The organism is Flavobacterium sp. LHD-85 (genome assembly GCF_030929595.1).
Lineage (GTDB): Bacteria > Bacteroidota > Bacteroidia > Flavobacteriales > Flavobacteriaceae > Flavobacterium.
Map to the genome: position 1 here is coordinate 37,025 of NZ_JAVFVR010000001.1, position 21,830 is coordinate 58,854.

The window sequence follows — 21,830 nt, forward strand, 5'->3', positions numbered from 1 at the left end:
CTTTCATATTATATAAAATTCAAATACTAAGCTTTACCAGCCGCAATTAAGTTTAATGCAGAACCTGCAACAAACCAGCCAATCTGTCCTTCATTATAAGTATGGTTTGCCAAGATAATATCCTTTGTACCATCTGCATGAACAAATTCTAATGTCAATGGTTTGCCTGGAGCGAATTCTGTTAAATCTAAGAAGTTAATTGTATCATCTTCTTGTATTTTATCGTAATCTGCTTCGTTCGCAAATGTCAATCCTAAAAGACCTTGTTTTTTAAGGTTTGTTTCATGGATACGAGCAAAAGATTTCACCAATACGGCTTTCACACCTAAGAAACGCGGTTCCATAGCTGCATGCTCGCGAGAAGATCCTTCTCCGTAATTGTGATCTCCAACTACAATTGATGGAACTCCAGCCGCTTTGTATGCACGTGCAACCGCAGGAACAGCATCATATTGACCTGTCAATTGATTCTTAACAGAGTTTGTTTTTTGATTGTAAGCATTCACAGCACCAATCAACATATTGTTTGAAATATTATCCAAGTGCCCACGGAAACGCAACCAAGGTCCAGCCATTGAAATGTGATCTGTAGTACATTTACCAAATGCTTTAATTAGCAATTTAGCGCCCGTAATGTTTTTACCATCCCAAGCATCAAACGGAGCTAATAATTGCAAACGCTCTGAAGCTGGATTAACCACTACTTGAACACTTGAGCCATCTTCAGCTGGAGCTTGAAATCCTGGATCTTCAGCATAGAAACCTTTTGCAGGAAGTTCATCTCCAGTTGGCTCATCAAGCATTACTTCTTCTCCATCTTCGTTAATTAATTTATCTGTTAATGGATTAAAACTTAAATCACCAGCAATCGCCATTGCAGTTACCAACTCTGGAGACCCCACAAAAGCAAGTGTATTTGGATTACCATCTGCACGTTTTGAAAAGTTACGGTTAAAAGAATGGACAATTGTATTTCTTTCTTCTTTTTCTGCTCCTTCTCGATCCCACATACCAATACATGGTCCGCAAGCATTCGCAAAAACGGTTGCTCCAATTTTATGAAATGTATCGATAAACCCATCTCTTTCAATAGTCGAACGAACTACTTCAGAACCTGGAGTAATAGTAAACTCAGCTTTTGTCTTTAAGTTTTTATCTGCAACTTGTCTTGCTAAAGAAGCTGCACGAGAAATATCTTCGTAAGAAGAATTTGTACAAGATCCTATTAAACCAACTTGAATTTGTAATGGCCAGTTATTTTTGATTGCTTCTTCTTTCATTTTAGAAATTGGAGTCGCTAAATCTGGAGTAAAAGGACCATTTAAATGTGGCTCTAATGTAGATAAATTAATTTCGATTACTTGATCAAAATATTTTTCAGGGTTTGCATAAACTTCTGGATCTCCTGTTAAGTAAGAAGCGATTTTATCTGCAGCATCAGCTACTTCTGCTCTATTTGTAGAACGAAGATAACGGCTCATTGAATCATCATATCCAAAAGTTGAAGTTGTAGCTCCAATTTCAGCTCCCATATTACAGATTGTTCCTTTACCTGTACATGACATAGCAGTAGCTCCTTCGCCAAAATATTCTACAATGGCGCCAGTACCACCTTTTACAGTAAGAATACCAGCTACTTTAAGAATAACGTCTTTAGGTGCTGTCCATCCAGATAACTTGCCAGTTAATTTAACTCCGATAAGTTTAGGAAATTTAAGCTCCCAAGCCATTCCAGACATAACGTCTACAGCATCTGCTCCACCAACACCAATTGCCACCATTCCTAAACCACCTGCATTTACAGTATGAGAATCGGTACCAATCATCATTCCTCCAGGAAATGCATAATTTTCAAGCACAACTTGATGAATAATTCCAGCTCCTGGCTTCCAGAAACCAATTCCGTATTTATTAGAAACAGAAGACAAGAAATCAAAAACTTCATTACTTTGTGTTTTTGCTCTAGCTAAATCGGTTGCAGCGTCAATTTTTGCCTGAATCAAGTGATCGCAGTGAACTGTTGTAGGAACTGCTACCTTAGATTTTCCTGCATGCATAAACTGTAATAATGCCATTTGCGCGGTTGCATCTTGACAAGCAACACGATCTGGTGCAAAATCAACATAATCAACTCCTCTTCCAAACGCCTTAGATGGATTTCCTTCCCAAAGGTGATTGTATAAAATTTTCTCTGTTAAAGTAAGCGGACGACCAACAATCTCGCGCGCTTTATCAACGCGTGCAGGCATATTTTCGTACACTTTTTTAATCATTTCGATATCAAAAGCCATAGATTTTTTGTTTTTATTATTCTTTTTTGAACATGACAAGTTACAAAAAATAGAACAATTATTACTAAAAAAGCCCGAGTTTTACGACTCGGGCTTTTAAAATATTCTTAAATAATCTATCGATTACATAACTAATTGTTTATTAGAAGGAGCGAACTTAGTTAAGTTGATTCCATCTACCGCTGCAGTATATTCTTCCATAGTTGGAGTTCTACCTAAAATTGTAGAAAGAACTACAACTGGAGTAGAAGAAAGTAATGATTCTCCTTTTTTACCTTCAGCATCTTCTACAACCCTACCTTGGAAAAGACGAGTTGATGTTGCCATCACCGTATCTCCTTTAGCCGCTTTTTCTTGGTTACCCATACAAAGGTTACATCCAGGACGCTCTAAATACAACATGTTTTCGTATTCTGTACGAGCTGCACCTTTAGGAGCATTATCATCAAATTCGAAACCTGAGTATTTTTGTAACACTTCCCAATCACCTTCTGCTTTCAATTCATCAACAATGTTGTAAGTTGGAGGAGCAACTACAAGAGGAGCATTAAATTCAACTTTTCCTGTTTGCGCTTCAACGTTTTTCAACATTTGAGCAAGGATTTTCATATCTCCTTTGTGAACCATACAAGAACCAATAAATCCAAGATCTACTTTTTTCTCTCCACCATAAAAAGACAATGGTCTGATGGTATCGTGAGTATAACGTTTAGAAACGTCTTTATTATTAACATCTGGGTCAGCGATCATTGGCTCAGCAATTTGATCCAAATCAACTACAACTTCAGCATAATATTTAGCATTTGCGTCTGGAGTTAAAGCTGGTTTCTCACCAGATTTAATTTCTGCAATTCTCTTATCTGCTTTGTTGATCAATCCTTGAAGAACTTGTCTGTCGTTATCCATTCCTTTGTCGATCATGATTTGGATTCTGCCTTTAGCGATTTCCAATGATTCAATCAAAGTATCGTCTTCTGAAATACAGATAGAAGCTTTTGCTTTCATCTCTGCAGTCCAGTCTGTAAATGTAAACGCTTGGTCAGCAGTAAGAGTTCCGATGTGAACCTCAATGATTCTTCCTTGGAATACATTCTCACCATTGAATTGCTTAAGCATTTGAGCTTGTGTAGCGTGAACCACATCACGGAAATCCATATAACCTTTCATGTCTCCTTTGAAAGTTACTTTTACAGATTCAGGAATTGGCATAGAAGCTTCTCCCGTAGCCAATGCAAGAGCAACAGTTCCTGAGTCAGCACCGAAAGCAACACCTTTAGACATTCTCGTGTGAGAGTCACCACCAATAATGATTGCCCATTCGTCGATAGTAATATCGTTAAGCACTTTATGGATAACGTCAGTCATTGAATGGTAAACACCTTTTGGGTCACGAGCTGTGATCAAACCGAAATTGTTCATGAATTTCATCAATTTAGGAATGTTAGCCTGAGCTTTTTTATCCCAAACAGAAGCAGTATGACAACCAGATTGGTAAGCACCGTCAACAATTGGAGAAATCACTGTAGCTGCCATAGACTCTAATTCCTGAGCAGTCATAAGACCTGTAGTATCTTGAGAACCTACAATGTTTACTTCTACACGAACGTCAGAACCAGCATGCAACACTTTTCCTGGAGCAATACCTACAGCATTTTTGTTGAAGATTTTTTCAACTGCAGTTAAACCTTGTCCTTCGTTAGAAATTTCTTTAGATGGAGCAAATACAGCAGGAGCTTCAATATCTAATACTTTAGCTGCAAAAGTCTGAAGTTTTTTACCGAATACAATTGCATACGATCCTCCAGCTCTAATGAACTCTTTTTTCTGAGGAGTAAATGATCTAGAAATATCAATTAATTCTTGATCACCGTTGTATAATTTTTTAGTTTGAGTATTAATAGTCAAAACCGTTCCTGTAGCAACAGAATAGGCTTGCTCAAGAATTGGCTCATTATTTTCGTTCAATACTGGTTTTCCATCAGCACCAACTTTTTTAACCCAGTTTTTAAGATCAATTCCGATACCTCCAGTTACGTCAACTGTAGTAAGAAAAATTGGAGAAATACCATTTGTACCTCCAACAATTGGAGCGATATTTACGAATGGAACATACTCACTTGCTTGTTTTCCTGTCCAAAGCGCCACGTTGTTTACACCTGACATTCTAGAAGAACCAACACCCATTGTTCCTTTTTCAGCAATTAACATTACGCTTGCATCTGGATGCTTTGCTTGCAATGCCTGAATTTCTTTTTGCGCTTCAGGAGTAATCATACATTTACCGTGAAGTTCACGGTCAGAACGAGAGTGTGCTTGGTTTCCTGGAGAAAGTAAATCTGTAGAGATATCTCCTTCACCAGCGATATAAGTAACAACTTTAATTTCTTCTGCTATTTCCGGAAGTTTAGTAAAGAATTCCGCTTTTGCATAACTTTCGATGATTTCTTTAGCGAATGAGTTACCAGCTTTGAATGCTTCTTTCAAACGGTCAGTATCTGCATCGTAAAGAAAAACTTGTGTCTTAAGAACATCTGCCGCTTGCTGAGCAATCGCAGCATCATTTCCTAAAGCCAAATCTAACAATACCTCAATAGAAGGTCCACCCTTCATGTGTGATAATAATTCAAAAGCAAAAGCTGGAGTGATTTCTTTTACTACAGATTGGCCTAAAATAATTTCTTTTAAGAACTTAGCTTTTTCACCTGCGGCACTTGTAGTACCAGGTAAAGTATTGTAAATAAAAAACTTAAGAGAGTCTTCGCGATTTGCGTTATCAACATCTTTAATTTGAGCAATGATTTCGCTTAATAATTCAGCTCCATCAATTGGTTTAGGGTGTAACCCTTGATTTTTTCTTTCTTCAATTTCTTGAAGGTAATCCTGATAAATATTCATAATAAAGCGGATTTATTTTTTTGAGGCAAATTTAAGCATTAAACCCGATAATTAAAAAAAATATAATAGAACAAGCCTTTTCAAAAATTATTATTGCTAAAAAACGATTTTCACTGCTTGTTTTTGCTAAAAAATCAATTTTGAATTAAAATAATGAATTATTAATATTTAAAAATCTTTTCTTTAACAAAGTCGAAATTCGATGTTATAAAGTAAGTAAGTTTTTACTCCTATTTTCACGAAGAATCTTTCTAAATAAGCAATTATAACGTTATAGTTGATCTTTTTGACGTCGTTTAAACGTCGCCGATCGATTTTAAAATTCCAAACAAAAACAAAAAATCCCGATAATAGTTTATCGGGATTTAGTATATCTGCTTTGTAAGAATTACATCAATTTTTTAATGATTGCTTCCTCTGTAATTCCTTCAGCATCTGCTTTATAATTTTTAATGATTCTGTGTCTCAAGATACCTGTTGCCACCGCCTGAACATCTTCAATATCTGGCGAAAACTTTCCATTGAAAGCGGCATGTGCTTTTGCTGCTAGAATTAAATTTTGCGAAGCTCTTGGCCCTGCTCCCCAGTCTAAATAATTCTTTACAAAATCATTAGTCAAAGGATTGTCTGGACGTGTTTTACTTACCAAAGTTACAGCATACTCTATAACATTATCAGCAACTGGAATTCTACGAATTAAATGCTGAAAATCGATAATTTCCTGCGCACTAAATAACGAATTAATTTCTGTTTTAACATCAGAAGTTGTTCTTTTAACCACTTGAACTTCTTCCTCAAAAGTTGGATATTCCAATTTAATCGCAAACATAAAACGGTCTAACTGAGCTTCTGGCAAAGGATAAGTTCCTTCTTGCTCAATTGGGTTTTGAGTTGCTAAAACAAAATAAGGCAAATCTAATTTATGATGTTGTCCAGCAATAGTTACCGATCTCTCTTGCATAGCCTCTAACAATGCCGCTTGCGTTTTTGGCGGCGTTCTGTTGATCTCGTCAGCTAGAATAATATTAGAGAAAATTGGCCCTTTAATGAATTTGAAGTTTCTATTTTCATCCAAGATTTCACTTCCCAAAATATCAGAAGGCATCAAATCTGGTGTAAACTGAATTCTTTTAAAATCCAGACCTAAAGCCTGAGACAAAGTATTTATCATTAAGGTTTTTGCTAAACCTGGAACTCCTATTAAAAGTGCGTGTCCTCCAGAAAATATACAAAGTAAAATTTGATCTACAACGGCGTCCTGCCCTACAATGATTTTCGCTATTTCTTTTTTTAATTCATTTCTTTTTTGAACTAAATTGTGAATTGCTGTTACGTCAGACATTTATGAGTGTATTTAAAATTAAAAAGAGTTAATTCTATGAAATCATAAAACTAACTCTTTTTATTTATTTATTAAAACTTATTTTTTCAACCAATTGTTCGCAAAAGTACAGTCTTTATACTCTCCAATGATTTTGATATAGGTATCTTTAATTTTAGTATCAAACCATTTTGCAATTGCGTTGATCTGCTTTTCTTTAAGTGCTAATTCTTTAATCTTAGTATAATCTTTAGCATAATCAGCAGTGTGCTCGTCAATTCTGTTTGTAACTGTAATTAACTTATACGTTTTTTTACCTTTATCGTCTGTGTTTAAAAGCGGTTGAGAAACTTCATCTCCTTTTAAGTTTGAAACTTGGCTGTACAAAGTCGGATCCATTTTTGTCAACTCAAATCGAGTATCTTGTGTTGTAGGATTTACCAATGTTCCTCCGTTTGCTCTAGTTTCTTTTTCATCAGATTCCGTTCTTGCCGCTTCAGCAAAAGTCACTTCTTTATTGACAATTTTATTTCTAATCGTAGTAATTCTTTCTTTTGCCTCTTTTAAAGCAGCTTCTGAAACCGTTGGAGCGATCAAGATATGACGAAGCTCAACTTCCTGCCCTTTAATTTTATCTACCATAATAATATGGAAACCAAAAGTTGTCTCAAATGGTTGAGAGATTTCTCCTGCTTGCAAACTAAAAGCTACATCTTTAAATTCTTTAACAAAAGCAGTTTTTCTTGTCATCTTGTAATAACCTCCATTTGGCGAAGATCCAGGATCTTGAGAGTATAAAACAGCCTTTGTAGCAAAACTAGATCCTTCTAGAACATCTTGTCTTATGGCATTTAATCTATCGATTACTTTTTGTTTGTCTTCTTTAGAAATTTTAGGTTCTACAACAATTTGCGCCACTTCCATTTCAGCTCCAAAAGTTGGCAATTCATCTTTTGGGATTTTCTTAAAGAAATTACGAACCTCTTCTGGAGTAATTTCAACATCCTTAATAATCTTATCTCTCATCTCCGAAGCTAATTTTTGCTCCTTCAGGATATCTGCAAAATAAGTTTTAAATTCTTCTACTGAACTTTTTTTATAATACTCAACTACTTTGTTGATATCACCTACCTGCTGCGTCATATAGTTAAGGCGGTCTTCCATCATACCTCTTACCTCGGCATCACTTACAATAATACTATCCTGAATGGCTTGGTGAGCATATAATTTGTCTTCCAAAAGTTTACCAAGCATTTGGCATCTTGTAATATCTTTTACAGATCCGCCTTGCGCAGTAATTTCCAAAAATCCTTTATCAATATCAGAATCTAAAACAATATAATCCCCTACTGTCGCAATAATTCCATCGATTTTCAATTTTCCGCCAGAAGGAGTTTCAACTGGTTTCTGAGCAACAACATCAGGAATAATTTCTTGCGCTGTGATAATTGGAGTTAAAAAAAGAAAAAAACAAATTGTTAGTGCAAACTTGAAATCAATTGTTTTTAGCTGTAATTTTTTTAATAACATTATTTTAATTTTTATTTGAATGTAAAGCCTGTTTTAGATAATCCTTCTGAAATTATGTATGTTCAACTTAAACATAAATAATTAAAGTATAGTTCTTTCGTAACTTATAACGAACAAAAATAACAATTCAATTACATAATCCAACTATCCGATATACTATTAACAAAAAATTATAGGATAGTTCTATAACAGCATACCAAATCGATTATTTCAATTTTTCAAATACAACAAAAGGTCGCTTTATAAATCTTTCCAAAATTTGAATTTTAACAGCAAATAAATACCTAATTATAAGCGGTCTAAAAAAAGTTCTCAACACTACAACGTTTTCGTGAAGTCTTGTTTTCTTACAAATTAAAATTAAATCAAAAAAAAATTACTTTAGATGCGTAATTATCATTTTACAGTATTAAAAAATGACAATATCTGCTTTTTTGAAGTCTGAATTTGACAATTACAAAACTTACTATTTAACTTAACCACATCTATTATGAAAAAACCTATTTTAAAATTATGCCTTATTACGGCATTTACTGGACTGCTGTATTCGTGTTCACAAAACGAAATCAACGAATCTGATGCAAAAGCTGAAAGCCGAAATTTTAAAGTTATTGATGTTACGCATCATGACGGAAAACCATTTAGCACAGGAACTTCCAATTCTGCTTCAACTGGAAAATATGTTGATAATCCGGGTGGAGGCGTTATGATGCAAGCTTTCTACTGGGATGTCCCTTCTGGAGGAACTTGGTGGAATACTGTTAGCAGTAAAGTTACTGCATGGGGCAATGCGGGAATTGGCTCAATCTGGCTTCCTCCTGCTTCTAAAGCACAAAATGGAGCATTTTCAATGGGCTATGACCCTACTGATTATTTTGATTTTGGCGATTATAATCAAAATGGAACTACCGAAACTCGATTTGGTTCAAAAACAGAATTGGTAAATTTAATTACTGCTGCTCACAACGAAAACATCAAAGTTTATGCAGATATCGTAATCAACCATAACAGTGGCGGACAATCTGAAGCAAATCCGTTTACAGGAACAAATACGTGGACTAATTTTACAGGAGTTGCCTCAGGCAAATTTCCTCGTAACTATAATGATTTTTATAAAAACAGCTACGGAAATAATGACGAAGGATCTTTTGGAGGTTTTCCTGATTTATGCCATGCAGCGCCAAATGTACAAAACTGGTTGTGGTTGCGTACTGACGGAGTTGGCAAATATTATAAAAACACGATGAAATTTGACGGATGGAGATTTGACTACGTAAAAGGCTTTGGTGCATGGGTTGTAAATTCATGGAATGCCAACGTAGGCGGATTTTCTGTTGGAGAATTATGGGATTCGAATGTAAATGTGTTAAATGACTGGGCAAATGCAGCCAATAGTTCTGTATTTGACTTTGCTTGTTACTACAAAATGAATGATGCTTTTGATGGAAACAACCTTGCTCTTTTGAATGATGATATGATGTGGAAACGTAATCCATACAAAGCAGTAACGTTTGTAACCAATCATGATACAGATGAAATTTGGAGCAAAATGTTAGCTTACTCCTATATATTAACTCATGAGGGCTATCCAACAATTTTCTACAGAGATTATGAAGAATGGCTGGACAAAAACAAACTGAATAATTTAATCTGGATTCACAATAATAAAGCAACTGGAACAACTTCTATTTTATATTCTGATAATGACGAATATGTGGCGAGAAGAAACGGTTACAACGGAAATCCTGGATTGGTAGTTTACATCAACAACTCAGATGTTTGGCAAGAAAGATGGATTCAAACGAATTGGGCTAATACTCAAATTAAAGATTTCACAGGAAACTCATCTTGGTATCCGACAACTCAAGCCGATAAATGGGTAAAAATACAATGTCCTCCAAAAGGATATTCAATTTGGTCAATTAATCAGTAATTTTAAAAATGACTATCTAAGGCTGTTGCAAAACAGCCTTATTTTTTTATTTAAAATCCTTCGAGAAATAAAGAGTTCCAAATTTACGAACTGAATATTTTTATAAAGCCGTATTTAATAGTACTTTTGCAACCTATTTATACGAAATATGAGCTTTTTAAAAGAAATACAACGAAGAAGAACATTTGGAATTATCTCGCACCCCGATGCCGGTAAAACAACTTTAACTGAAAAATTACTGTTGTTTGGAGGGGCTATTCAGGAAGCTGGAGCGGTAAAAAATAACAAAATTAAAAAAGGAGCAACGAGTGACTTTATGGAAATCGAGCGTCAGAGAGGTATCTCGGTTTCGACTTCTGTACTTGCTTTTAATTATAAAGATAAGAAAATCAACATCCTTGATACTCCTGGACACAAGGATTTTGCTGAAGATACCTTTAGAACTTTAACCGCTGTTGACAGTGTAATTGTTGTAATTGACGTTGCAAAAGGGGTTGAGGAACAAACAGAAAAACTGGTTGCGGTTTGTAGAATGCGTAACATTCCGATGATTGTTTTCATCAATAAATTAGACCGTGAAGGTAAAGATGCTTTTGATCTAATGGATGAAGTAGAACAAAAATTAGGTTTGAAAGTTACGCCATTAAGTTTCCCTATCGGAATGGGTTATGATTTCCAAGGAATTTACAATTTATGGGAAGAAAACATTAATCTTTTCAGTGGAGACAGCCGTAAAAATATTGAAGAAACAATTGCTTTTTCTGATGTGCAAAACAATCCAGAATTAGATAAAATTGTTGGTGAAAAAGCAGCGAACAAACTTCGTGAAGAATTAGAATTAATTGATGAGGTTTATCCAAAATTTGAGCGTCAGGACTATTTGGATGGAAAAATCCAACCAGTATTCTTTGGTTCTGCTTTGAATAACTTTGGAGTTCGTGAACTATTAGATTGTTTTATTACAATCGCTCCGTCTCCTAGAGCAAAAGATTCTGAAACTCGTACAGTTGAGCCTACAGAAGAAAAGATGTCTGGATTTGTTTTCAAAATCCACGCAAATATGGATCCTAAACACCGTGACCGTTTAGCGTTCATCAAAATCGTTTCTGGAACTTTCGAAAGAAATAAACCTTACTACCACGTTCGACAAAAGAAAAATTTAAAATTCTCAAGTCCGAATGCCTTTTTTGCTGAGAAAAAAGAAATCGTAGATATTTCTTATCCTGGTGATATTGTTGGTTTACACGATACTGGAAACTTTAAAATTGGAGATACTTTAACGGAAGGCGAAATCATGAGCTTTAAAGGAATTCCGAGCTTCTCTCCAGAGCACTTTAGATATATCAACAACGCCGACCCAATGAAAGCTAAGCAATTGGAAAAAGGAGTAGATCAGTTAATGGATGAAGGTGTTGCTCAGTTGTTTACTTTAGAAATGAACAATCGTAAAGTTATCGGAACAGTTGGAGCGCTTCAGTACGAGGTTATTCAATACCGTTTAGAGCACGAATATGGCGCTAAGTGTACATACGAAAACTTTCCTGTACATAAAGCTTGCTGGGTAAAACCTGATGATGCTAAAAATGAAGAGTTCAAAGAATTTAAACGTATCAAGCAAAAATTCTTAGCTCATGATAAATATGGTCAATTGGTATTCTTAGCTGATTCTGATTTCACCATTCAAATGACACAGAGTAAATACCCAACTGTTAAGTTGTACTTTACATCTGAGTTTGATTAATAATTCCCTTTAGATTAAAAATATAAAAAGGCTGTCAGTTTTATTCTGGACAGCCTTTTTCATTTACATTCCTCAATATGTAAATTTGATTGTTATCGTGTATAGTTAATTCCTAGTCCACCTGCAATATAAATTCTGTTAAGCTCATCAGAACCAATAATTACATTTTTTATCAAAACATTATTTTTAGCAGACTTCGCATCAAAGGCTATTTCTTTTGACAAATAATAATCATTTGCTGTAATTGTTACCATCAGCGTTTTACTATTCTTTAGAACCTTAGTCTCTATAGAAAACTCCCCTGTTTTAGGGTTTACTTTTACAGGATTTTGTGAACCATCAACAGCAAGCATCAAATTAGTATAGATTTCTCTATCAAAAGGTTTATTTGTTTTTGCTTCCAATAGTTTTCCTTTTATACTTATAGAAATTTCCTCGTTTGAAGTATGATTATAAGCCACTTTCCCTACTTTATAAACATCAGGTTTAGGATAGCTTATTTCTGTTTTAATAGGCTCTTTTTCTTGTGCCGAAAGATTTGATGCCAATAAAAGTGATGCCGCAACTGCCGCGTATTTTAAAGTACTGATTTTAGAAGTTTCATTATAATCAAACTGTTCATCGAGTTGAGTAGTTTTTAATCTTGCACAGATAGATTGATTTTTATTTTCAGCAATGAATTTAGCAACTTCTGAATTCGATTTCTTACTTAAATCGATAACATTTTTCATGCAGGAATTACAAAATGAACCATTTTCATTTGGGATCATTTTATCAAAATTTTCAGAACAAGGACTAGCTATTTCTAGGGTAAATTTCTTTTTCATGGATGTATCTTTAAGTTAAAATCTGCAACAAACTATTTACTTATATAGAGTACATTTTGCTTGGAAAGGTTGGGAAGGATCACAAAAAAAATGAGCATAAAAAAAAGCACTAATATAAAATTAGCGCTTTTTTATAATTTGAATTAAATCAACCTTACTAAGTCATTAATATTTCAAAATTCAATCTTTTTTAGGCTACACCAAGTTAAAACAATACTTCCCCGAAAAGAAAATTACTCGACCAAAGTAAATTAAATCCGACAAACTACATTTCCAGTCTTTTCTCCATAAAAAAAGCCCCTTAAGAAAGGGGCTTTAAAATTTATGCTTGTCCAGTTGGACCAAAATTAAGCGGAATTGGCGCTTGTTCCGTTTCTTTGATTTCGCCATGAGCTGCCTCAAATCTGTGGATATTTTCACCTATTGCTTTCAATAATCTTTTAGCATGTTGTGGTGTCAAAACAATTCTTGACTTTACCTTGGCTTTAGGAATACCTGGCATAATGCTCACAAAATCTAAAACAAACTCTGATGATGAGTGATTAATTATTGCAAGATTGGAATAAATTCCTTCTGCAATGCTTTCATCTAACTCGATGTTAATTTGCTCTTGTTGTTGTTTCGGATTACTCATAGTTTCCTAATTAATAAATGTATTCTTCTTTATTAGCCATCATTTCGTTGTAATCGTCTTTAGATCCTACGATAGTATTATCGTACTCTCTCATACCAGTTCCTGCAGGAATTCTATGTCCAACAATTACATTTTCTTTTAATCCTTCTAGATCATCTACTTTACCAGCTACAGCAGCTTCGTTAAGTACTTTCGTTGTCTCCTGGAATGAAGCCGCAGAAATGAATGATTTAGTTTGTAACGAAGCTCTTGTAATACCTTGTAGAACTGGCGTTGCAGTTGCAGTAATTACATCTCTTGCTACAACAAGATTTTTATCTGTACGTTTCAATAATGAATTTTCGTCACGCAACTCACGAGGTGTAATGATCTGACCAGGTTTCAATACTGAAGAATCTCCAGCATCTTCAACCACCTTCATACCATATAATTTATCATTCTGAACAATAAAGTCTTTAGTATGGATCAATTGATCTTCTAAGAATAGAGTATCTCCTGGATCTTCAACTCTTACTTTACGCATCATCTGACGAATAACCACCTCAAAGTGCTTGTCATTAATTTTTACCCCTTGTAAACGGTAAACCTCTTGAATTTCATTTACCAAGTACTGTTGTACAGCAGCTGGACCTTGAATTCTTAAGATATCATCTGGTGTAATAGCACCATCAGACAATGGAACTCCCGCTCTTACGAAGTCATTTTCTTGTACTAAGATTTGGCTAGAAAGTTTCACTAGATACTTTTTAATCTCACCAAATTTAGACTCGATAACGATCTCACGGTTACCTCTCTTAATTTTACCGAACGATACAACACCATCAATTTCAGATACAACTGCTGGGTTTGAAGGGTTACGAGCCTCAAGCAACTCAGTAATTCTTGGTAAACCTCCCGTGATATCGCCTGCTTTAGAAGAACGACGTGGGATTTTCACTAATACTTTACCTGCTTTAATTTTCTCACCGTTTTCAACCATTAAGTGTGCACCTACTGGTAAGTTGTAAGAACGAATTAATTCTCCTTCTTTACCGTAAACTAATAAAGTTGGGATTAATTTTTTGTTTCTAGCCTCAGAAATTACTTTTTCTTGGAAACCAGTCTGCTCATCTATCTCAACCATGAACGATTGTCCTTGCTCTAAATCCTCGTAAGCAATCTTACCAGTAAACTCAGAAACAATTACACCGTTATATGGATCCCATTTACAGATTACAGTTCCTTTAGCTACAGTTTCACCATCTCCAACGAAGATACTAGAACCGTAAGGAATGTTATGCGTGTTTAAAACAATTCCAGTTTTCTCGTCAACTAATTTTAATTCAGTTGAACGTGAAACTACGATATCAACAGAGTTACCTTCTCCATCTTCTCCTTTAACTGTTTTTAAATCTTCAATTTCAAGTCTACCTGCGAATCTTGTAACGATACTAGACTCTTCAGAGATACCTCCAGCAACCCCTCCAACGTGGAACGTACGAAGTGTCAACTGTGTACCTGGCTCTCCAATAGACTGAGCTGCAATAACTCCGACAGCTTCACCTCTTTGTGTCATCTTACCAGTAGCTAAGTTTCTACCGTAACATTTAGCACAAATACCTTTTAAAGCTTCACAAGTTAATGGAGATCTAACTTCTACTTTTTCAATTGGAGAAGCTTCGATAGTTCTCATAATTGCTTCAGTAATTTGCTCTCCAGATTTAACCATTACTTCATTAGTAAGAGGATTAATAACGTCTTGTAATGCAACACGTCCAAGAATTCTCTCTCCTAAAGATTCAACGATTTCCTCATTTTTCTTCAATGCTGCAACTTCAACACCTCTTAAAGTTCCACAATCTTCGATGTTAACAATAACATCTTGAGAAACGTCATGAAGCCTTCTTGTTAAGTAACCAGCATCGGCCGTTTTAAGAGCCGTATCCGCAAGACCTTTACGAGCACCGTGAGTAGAAATGAAGTACTCAAGGATCGAAAGACCTTCCTTAAAGTTAGAAAGAATCGGGTTTTCAATAATCTCACCACCACCAGCAGTAGATTTTTTTGGCTTAGCCATCAAACCACGCATACCAGTTAACTGACGAATCTGTTCCTTAGAACCCCTCGCCCCAGAGTCAAGCATCATATATACAGAGTTGAAACCTTGTTGGTCTTCTCTAATATTTTTCATTGCTAACTCTGTTAACTGAGCATTTGCTGAAGTCCATACGTCAATAACTTGGTTGTAACGCTCGTTATTTGTGATAAGACCCATGTTATAGTTAGTTGAGATACCTTCAACTTGCTCTCTAGCATCTGCAATTAACTTCGTTTTTTGTTCTGGAATTCTAATATCACCTAAAGAGAATGATAAACCTCCTCTAAATGCGAATTTATACCCCATATCTTTCATATTATCCAAGAAAGCTGCCGTTGTAGGTACATCAGTCACACTTAAAATGTGTCCGATAATATCTCTAAGGTTTTTCTTAGTCAATACGTCGTTGATATATCCAGCTGCTTCAGGTACTACTTCGTTAAATAATACACGTCCTGCAGTTGTTTGAATAATTTTGTACACTAATTCTCCAGCATCATTAAAATCTTTTGCTCTAATTTTTACACGAGCATTCAATTCTAATCTTCCTTCGTTTAATGCAATATTTACTTCTTCAGCAGAATAGAAAGTCAAATCCTGACCAATAATTTTGTGATCTTCTGTTGAGATACGCTCTTTGGTCATATAGTATAGACCCAAGACCATGTCCTGAGAAGGTACAGTAATTGGAGCACCATTTGCAGGGTTCAAGATATTGTGAGAAGCCAACATTAATAATTGAGCCTCTAAAATAGCCTCTGGTCCTAATGGTAAGTGAACCGCCATCTGGTCACCATCGAAATCGGCGTTGAAAGCCGTACATACTAATGGGTGTAACTGGATTGCTTTTCCTTCAATTAATTTTGGCTGGAAAGCTTGAATACCAAGTCTGTGCAAAGTAGGAGCACGGTTAAGTAATACTGGGTGTCCTTTAATTACGTTTTCAAGGATATCCCAAACTACAGGCTCTTTCTTATCAATGATTTTCTTAGCAGATTTTACTGTTTTTACAATACCTCTTTCGATCAATTTACGGATAACGAAAGGTTTGTATAATTCAGAAGCCATATCTTTTGGCAATCCGCACTCATATAATTTCAACTCTGGACCAACGACAATTACCGAACGAGCAGAATAATCCACACGTTTACCAAGTAAGTTTTGACGGAAACGTCCTTGCTTACCTTTTAATGAGTCAGATAATGATTTTAATGGTCTGTTAGATTCTGTTTTAACAGCAGAAGCTTTACGTGTGTTATCGAATAATGAATCTACAGATTCTTGCAACATACGTTTCTCGTTTCTTAAGATAACTTCTGGAGCTTTAATTTCCATTAATCTTTTTAAACGGTTGTTACGGATAATTACACGACGATATAAATCGTTCAAATCTGAAGTTGCAAAACGACCTCCATCAAGTGGCACAAGCGGACGTAATTCTGGCGGGATAACTGGAACCACTTTCATAATCATCCATTCTGGACGGTTTTCGCGGTTTTCGTTAGACTCACGGAAAGATTCAACAACTTGTAATCTTTTTAAAGCTTCAGTTTTTCTTTGTTTAGAAGTCTCGTTGTTAGCGCTGTGTCTTAATTCGTAAGATAAAGCATCTAAGTCAATACGAGCTAATAAATCCATAATACACTCTGCTCCCATTTTGGCAACAAATTTATTAGGATCTAAATCATCTAAATATTGGTTTTCTTGCGGAAGAGTATCTAAAATGTTTAAGTATTCTTCTTCAGTTAAGAAATCTAATCTTTGTAATGATTCTCCATCTGCATTTTTAGCAATACCTGGTTGAATTACTACGTATCTTTCGTAGTAAATGATCATATCTAATTTCTTAGATGGAAGACCAAGGATATAACCAATTTTGTTTGGAAGAGAACGGAAGTACCAGATGTGAGCAATTGGCACAACAAGGTTGATGTGTCCTACTCTATCACGACGTACTTTTTTCTCAGTAACTTCAACACCACAACGGTCACAGATGATACCTTTGTAACGAATTCTTTTATACTTACCACAAGCACATTCGAAATCTTTTACTGGTCCGAAGATTCTTTCGCAGAAAAGTCCGTCACGCTCTGGTTTGTGAGTTCTATAGTTGATTGTTTCTGGCTTTAAAACCTCTCCTCTTGATTCTTTCAAGATAGATTCTGGTGAAGCCAATCCAATAGAGATTTTGTTAAATCTTTTTACTGGATTCTTATCTTTATTGTTTCTGTTATTCATCATAGTTTTTACTATTGATTTATTTGCAATTAAAAAATTGATTTTAGATTTATAATCTACTCTTTAAAAATTAAAGAGTTAATCATTCAGCTACTACCTCGGGTTACTTCTCTAAACCTCAAATTCTTATTTGAAGTGCTAGTTATAAAATGCCTCGCATTATTATAAAAAATCGGAACGGGTTACGGGTATAAATCTTTAAAAACTTGTAACATTTAGTAAACAGTGGCAGTCCCAGTTTTCAGTGTTAAACTGAATACTGAGACTGTAACTGAAAACTTTTATTATTCTTCCAAACGAAGATCTAAACCTAGACCTTTCAATTCGTGCATTAATACATTGAATGATTCTGGTAAACCTGGTTCTGGCATAGTTTCCCCCTTAACGATAGCCTCGTAAGTTTTAGCTCTACCAATAACGTCATCAGACTTAACAGTTAAGATTTCACGTAGTGTACTAGAAGCTCCATAAGCCTCAAGTGCCCAAACCTCCATCTCTCCAAAACGCTGACCTCCAAATTGAGCCTTACCTCCAAGTGGCTGTTGCGTAATCAATGAGTATGGTCCGATAGAACGTGCGTGCATCTTATCATCAACCATGTGTCCTAATTTAAGCATGTAAATTACACCCACAGTCGCTTTTTGTGCAAAACGCTCTCCAGTTCCACCATCAAATAGGTAAGTATGCCCGAAACGTGGTACGTTAGCCTCATCAGTCAAAGCATTGATTTCGTCTAGAGAAGCACCGTCGAAGATTGGAGTAGCAAATTTTCTACCCAAGTTCATACCAGCCCATCCAAGAACAGTCTCATAAATCTGACCAATGTTCATACGAGAAGGTACCCCAAGTGGATTCAATACGATATCTACTGGTGTTCCATCTTCTAAGAAAGGCATATCTTCATGACGAACAATTCTAGCAACAATACCTTTGTTACCGTGACGTCCCGCCATTTTATCACCCACTTTTAACTTACGTTTTTTAGCGATGTAGATTTTAGCCAATTTCAAGATTCCAGATGGCAATTCATCTCCAACTGTAATAGTAAATTTCTCTCTTCTTAAAGCTCCTTGTAAGTCGTTCAGCTTAATTTTATAGTTATGAATCAAATCATTAACCATTTTATTTGTAGCGTCATCAGCAACCCACTGACCTTTGCTTAAGTGAGCAAAATCCTCTACTGCGTAAAGCATTTTTTGAGTATATTTTTTACCTTTTGGTAAAACCTCTTCACCCAAATCATTCATTACACCTTGAGATGTTTTTCCGTTAACGATCAAGAATAATTTCTCAACCAATCTGTCTTTTAATTCAACAAATTTAGTTTCGAATTCCATTTCTAAAGCGCCTAAAGCATCTTTATCCTGAGTACGTTTACGTTTATCTTTTACGGCTCTTGCAAATAATTTTTTGTCAAGAACTACACCATGTAAAGATGGAGAAGCTTTTAATGAAGCATCTTTTACATCACCCGCTTTATCCCCGAAGATTGCACGAAGCAATTTCTCCTCTGGAGTAGGATCTGATTCTCCTTTTGGCGTAATTTTTCCGATCAAAATGTCGCCAGGTTTAACCTCTGCACCAATTCTGATCATACCGTTTTCATCTAAATCTTTAGTAGCTTCTTCAGAAACGTTAGGAATATCGTTTGTTAACTCTTCGTTTCCTAACTTAGTATCTCTAACCTCTAATGAATAATCATCAACGTGGATAGACGTAAAAATATCATCACGAACTACTTTTTCAGAAATTACAATCGCATCCTCGAAGTTATACCCTTTCCATGGCATGAACGCAACTTTTAAGTTTCTACCTAAAGCTAATTCTCCATTTTGAGTAGCATATCCTTCAGACAATACTTGTCCAGGAACAACTCTATCACCTCTTCTTACGATAGGTTTCAAGTTGATACTTGTACCTTGATTGGTTTTTCTAAATTTAATTAAGTTGTACGTTTTCTCATCAGCATCAAAACTTACCATTCTCTCGTCTTCTGTACGATCGTATTTAATAGTAATGATGTTAGCATCTACATATTCAACAGTACCATGCCCTTCAGCATTGATTAATACTCTCGAATCTGAAGCTACCTGACGCTCTAAACCTGTACCAACAATCGGTGCTTCAGGACGGATCAAAGGAACTGCCTGACGCATCATGTTTGATCCCATCAACGCACGGTTCGCATCATCATGCTCCAAGAAAGGAATCAATGACGCAGAAATCGAAGCAATCTGGTTAGGAGCAACGTCTGTATAATGTACTGAACTTGGTTCAACAACTGGGAAGTCACCCTCTTCACGAGCAATAACGTTACTAGCTGTAATTTTACCTGAAGCATCCATATCAATGTTTGCTTGAGCAATCATTTTTCCTTCTTCTTCTTCAGCACTTAAATAGATTGGCGCACTTTCTAAATCAACAACACCATCTGTTACTTTACGGTATGGAGTCTCGATGAATCCCATTCCGTTAACTTTTGCATAAACACCAAGAGATGAAATCAAACCAATGTTTGGTCCCTCAGGAGTCTCAATCGGACATAAACGACCATAGTGAGTATAGTGAACGTCACGAACCTCGAAACCAGCTCTCTCTCTCGAAAGTCCACCTGGTCCAAGTGCAGAAAGTCTTCTTTTGTGTGTAATCTCAGCTAATGGATTCGTTTGATCCATAAATTGAGATAACTGGTTAGTACCAAAGAAAGAGTTGATAACTGATGATAATGTTTTAGCATTGATCAAATCAATTGGTGTAAACACCTCGTTATCTCTAACGTTCATTCTCTCACGAATAGTTCTAGCCATACGTGCTAAACCAACACCGAATTGTTGAGACAATTGTTCACCAACTGTTCTAACACGACGGTTTGATAAGTGGTCGATATCATCAATCTCTGCTTTAGAGTTGATCAATTCGATCAAATATTTTACGATTGTAATGATATCCTCTTTAGTAAGCACTTGCTTATCCATAGGGATATCCAAATCTAATTTTTTGTTCATTCTGTAACGACCAACTTCACCTAAGTTATAACGTTGATCAGAGAAGAACAATTTATCTATAATACCACGAGCAGTTTCCTCATCAGGCGGTTCAGCGTTACGCAACTGACGGTAGATGTGCTCTACAGCTTCTTTTTCAGAGTTAGTTGGATCTTTTTGTAACGTGTTGTGGATAATAGCATAATCTGCCTGATTGTTATCCTCTTTGTGTAACAAAATAGATTTTACGTTAGAATCGATGATCTCTTCAACATTATCTTTGTCGATAATTGTATCACGATCAAGGATGATTTCGTTACGTTCGATAGAAACTACCTCTCCAGTATCCTCATCTACGAAATCCTCGTGCCAAGTGTTCAATACACGTGCAGCAAGTCTTCTTCCAATATATTTCTTAATACCAGTTTTAGAAACTTTAATTTCTTCTGCTAAGTCGAAAATTTCAAGGATATCCTTATCTCTTTCGAAACCGATAGCACGGAATAAAGTAGTTACAGGTAATTTTTTCTTTCTATCGATATACGCGTACATTACGCTGTTAATATCAGTAGAGAATTCTATCCAAGATCCTTTAAAAGGAATTACTCTGGCAGAATAAAGTTTAGTTCCATTTGCGTGGAATGACTGTCCAAAGAAAACCCCTGGAGAACGGTGTAATTGAGATACTACAACACGCTCGGCACCATTAATAACAAAAGTACCACTAGGAGTCATGTAAGGAATTGTTCCAAGATAAACATCTTGTACAATTGTTTCAAAATCTTCGTGTTCTGGATCTGTACAGTATAGTTTTAACCTAGCTTTTAAAGGCACACTATAAGTAAGACCTCTCTCTATACATTCTTGAATTGTATAACGTGGTGGATCAACAAAATAATCTAGGAATTCCAATACAAAGTTATTTCTTGTATCTGTAATTGGGAAGTTTTCCATGAAGGTATTGTATAACCCTTCGTTGCCTCTTTCGTCAGATTTCGTTTCTAATTGAAAGAAATCTTTAAAAGATTTAACCTGAACATCCAAGAAGTCCGGATAGTCAGGGATATTTTTTGTAGAGGCAAAATTCAATCTTTCAGTCTGATTTGTTATCATCAATGGACAAAATTTTGATTAAAAAAAAGTAATTTATTTTTGTGTAAATACACACTGTTTAATCTATACTTTCTTATTATAATCAATACATCTTTAAAAATTAGTTCTATAAATTAAGTCTAATTTTCTTTCTTCGTATTGATCAAAAACTTTTTCGTATTTTAAACTATGGGATAATAAAATTGATATATTTTATTATACGAAAAATGGTTTAGGCCTTTGAGTGTTAACTCAAGACCTAAACCT

The 21,830-nt window shown here is 35.4% G+C and carries 10 protein-coding genes; 2 read left to right on the forward strand and 8 right to left on the reverse strand.

The window, feature by feature from the left end; all coding sequences use genetic code 11:
* Nucleotides 1–26: 26 nt before the first annotated feature.
* The 4 genes from RB618_RS00155 to RB618_RS00170 all read right to left on the reverse strand — a co-directional run bounded on the left by RB618_RS00155 (nucleotide 27) and on the right by RB618_RS00170 (nucleotide 8,037).
* Nucleotides 27–2,291, reverse strand: coding sequence for an aconitate hydratase (locus tag RB618_RS00155; RefSeq protein ID WP_308066953.1), 2,265 nt, complete (start codon nucleotides 2,289–2,291; stop codon nucleotides 27–29).
* A 123-nt stretch (nucleotides 2,292–2,414) separates the two neighbouring features.
* Nucleotides 2,415–5,186, reverse strand: a complete 2,772-nt coding sequence (locus RB618_RS00160; protein WP_308066954.1) for a bifunctional aconitate hydratase 2/2-methylisocitrate dehydratase — start codon at nucleotides 5,184–5,186, stop codon at nucleotides 2,415–2,417.
* A gap of 388 nt (nucleotides 5,187–5,574) precedes the next feature.
* A complete protein-coding gene (locus RB618_RS00165; protein WP_308066955.1) occupies nucleotides 5,575–6,528 on the reverse strand; it encodes a MoxR family ATPase in 954 nt (317 codons plus the stop codon).
* Nucleotides 6,529–6,606: 78 nt separating this feature from the next.
* Complete coding sequence (locus RB618_RS00170; protein WP_308066956.1) at nucleotides 6,607–8,037, reverse strand: peptidylprolyl isomerase; 1,431 nt, start codon at nucleotides 8,035–8,037, stop codon at nucleotides 6,607–6,609.
* A gap of 490 nt (nucleotides 8,038–8,527) precedes the next feature.
* On the opposite strand from RB618_RS00170, the gene RB618_RS00175 reads away from it, so the two are divergent.
* On the forward strand, nucleotides 8,528–9,970 hold the full coding sequence (locus RB618_RS00175) for an alpha-amylase (protein WP_308066957.1): 1,443 nt from the start codon (nucleotides 8,528–8,530) through the stop codon (nucleotides 9,968–9,970).
* Between the two features lie 148 nt (nucleotides 9,971–10,118).
* A complete protein-coding gene (locus tag RB618_RS00180; protein WP_091492772.1) occupies nucleotides 10,119–11,711 on the forward strand; it encodes a peptide chain release factor 3 in 1,593 nt (530 codons plus the stop codon).
* 92 nt (nucleotides 11,712–11,803) lie between these two features.
* Here the strand turns inward: RB618_RS00180 and RB618_RS00185 are convergent, their stop codons facing one another.
* The 4 genes from RB618_RS00185 to rpoB form a co-directional block, all read right to left on the reverse strand.
* Entirely contained in the window at nucleotides 11,804–12,538 is a 735-nt protein-coding gene (locus tag RB618_RS00185; protein WP_308066958.1) for a hypothetical protein, read from the reverse strand.
* Nucleotides 12,539–12,860: 322 nt separating this feature from the next.
* Nucleotides 12,861–13,172, reverse strand: coding sequence for a DUF3467 domain-containing protein (locus RB618_RS00190; RefSeq protein WP_308066959.1), 312 nt, complete (start codon nucleotides 13,170–13,172; stop codon nucleotides 12,861–12,863).
* 10 nt (nucleotides 13,173–13,182) lie between these two features.
* On the reverse strand, nucleotides 13,183–17,490 hold the full coding sequence (gene rpoC, locus RB618_RS00195; RefSeq protein ID WP_308066960.1) for a DNA-directed RNA polymerase subunit beta': 4,308 nt from the start codon (nucleotides 17,488–17,490) through the stop codon (nucleotides 13,183–13,185).
* Between the two features lie 281 nt (nucleotides 17,491–17,771).
* Nucleotides 17,772–21,584, reverse strand: coding sequence for a DNA-directed RNA polymerase subunit beta (rpoB, locus tag RB618_RS00200; RefSeq protein ID WP_111376088.1), 3,813 nt, complete (start codon nucleotides 21,582–21,584; stop codon nucleotides 17,772–17,774).
* Nucleotides 21,585–21,830: the final 246 nt, after the last annotated feature.

Excerpts from the sequence above, each read along its gene's own strand:
- RB618_RS00155 (WP_308066953.1), bottom strand. The coding sequence starts at position 2,291 with ATGGCTTTTGATATCGAAATGATTAAAAAAGTGTACGAAAATATGCCT.
- RB618_RS00160 (WP_308066954.1), bottom strand. The coding sequence starts at position 5,186 with ATGAATATTTATCAGGATTACCTTCAAGAAATTGAAGAAAGAAAAAAT.
- RB618_RS00165 (WP_308066955.1), bottom strand. The coding sequence starts at position 6,528 with ATGTCTGACGTAACAGCAATTCACAATTTAGTTCAAAAAAGAAATGAA.
- RB618_RS00170 (WP_308066956.1), bottom strand. The coding sequence starts at position 8,037 with ATGTTATTAAAAAAATTACAGCTAAAAACAATTGATTTCAAGTTTGCA.
- RB618_RS00175 (WP_308066957.1), top strand. The coding sequence starts at position 8,528 with ATGAAAAAACCTATTTTAAAATTATGCCTTATTACGGCATTTACTGGA.
- RB618_RS00180 (WP_091492772.1), top strand. The coding sequence starts at position 10,119 with ATGAGCTTTTTAAAAGAAATACAACGAAGAAGAACATTTGGAATTATC.
- RB618_RS00185 (WP_308066958.1), bottom strand. The coding sequence starts at position 12,538 with ATGAAAAAGAAATTTACCCTAGAAATAGCTAGTCCTTGTTCTGAAAAT.
- RB618_RS00190 (WP_308066959.1), bottom strand. The coding sequence starts at position 13,172 with ATGAGTAATCCGAAACAACAACAAGAGCAAATTAACATCGAGTTAGAT.
- rpoC (WP_308066960.1), bottom strand. The coding sequence starts at position 17,490 with ATGATGAATAACAGAAACAATAAAGATAAGAATCCAGTAAAAAGATTT.
- rpoB (WP_111376088.1), bottom strand. The coding sequence starts at position 21,584 with ATGATAACAAATCAGACTGAAAGATTGAATTTTGCCTCTACAAAAAAT.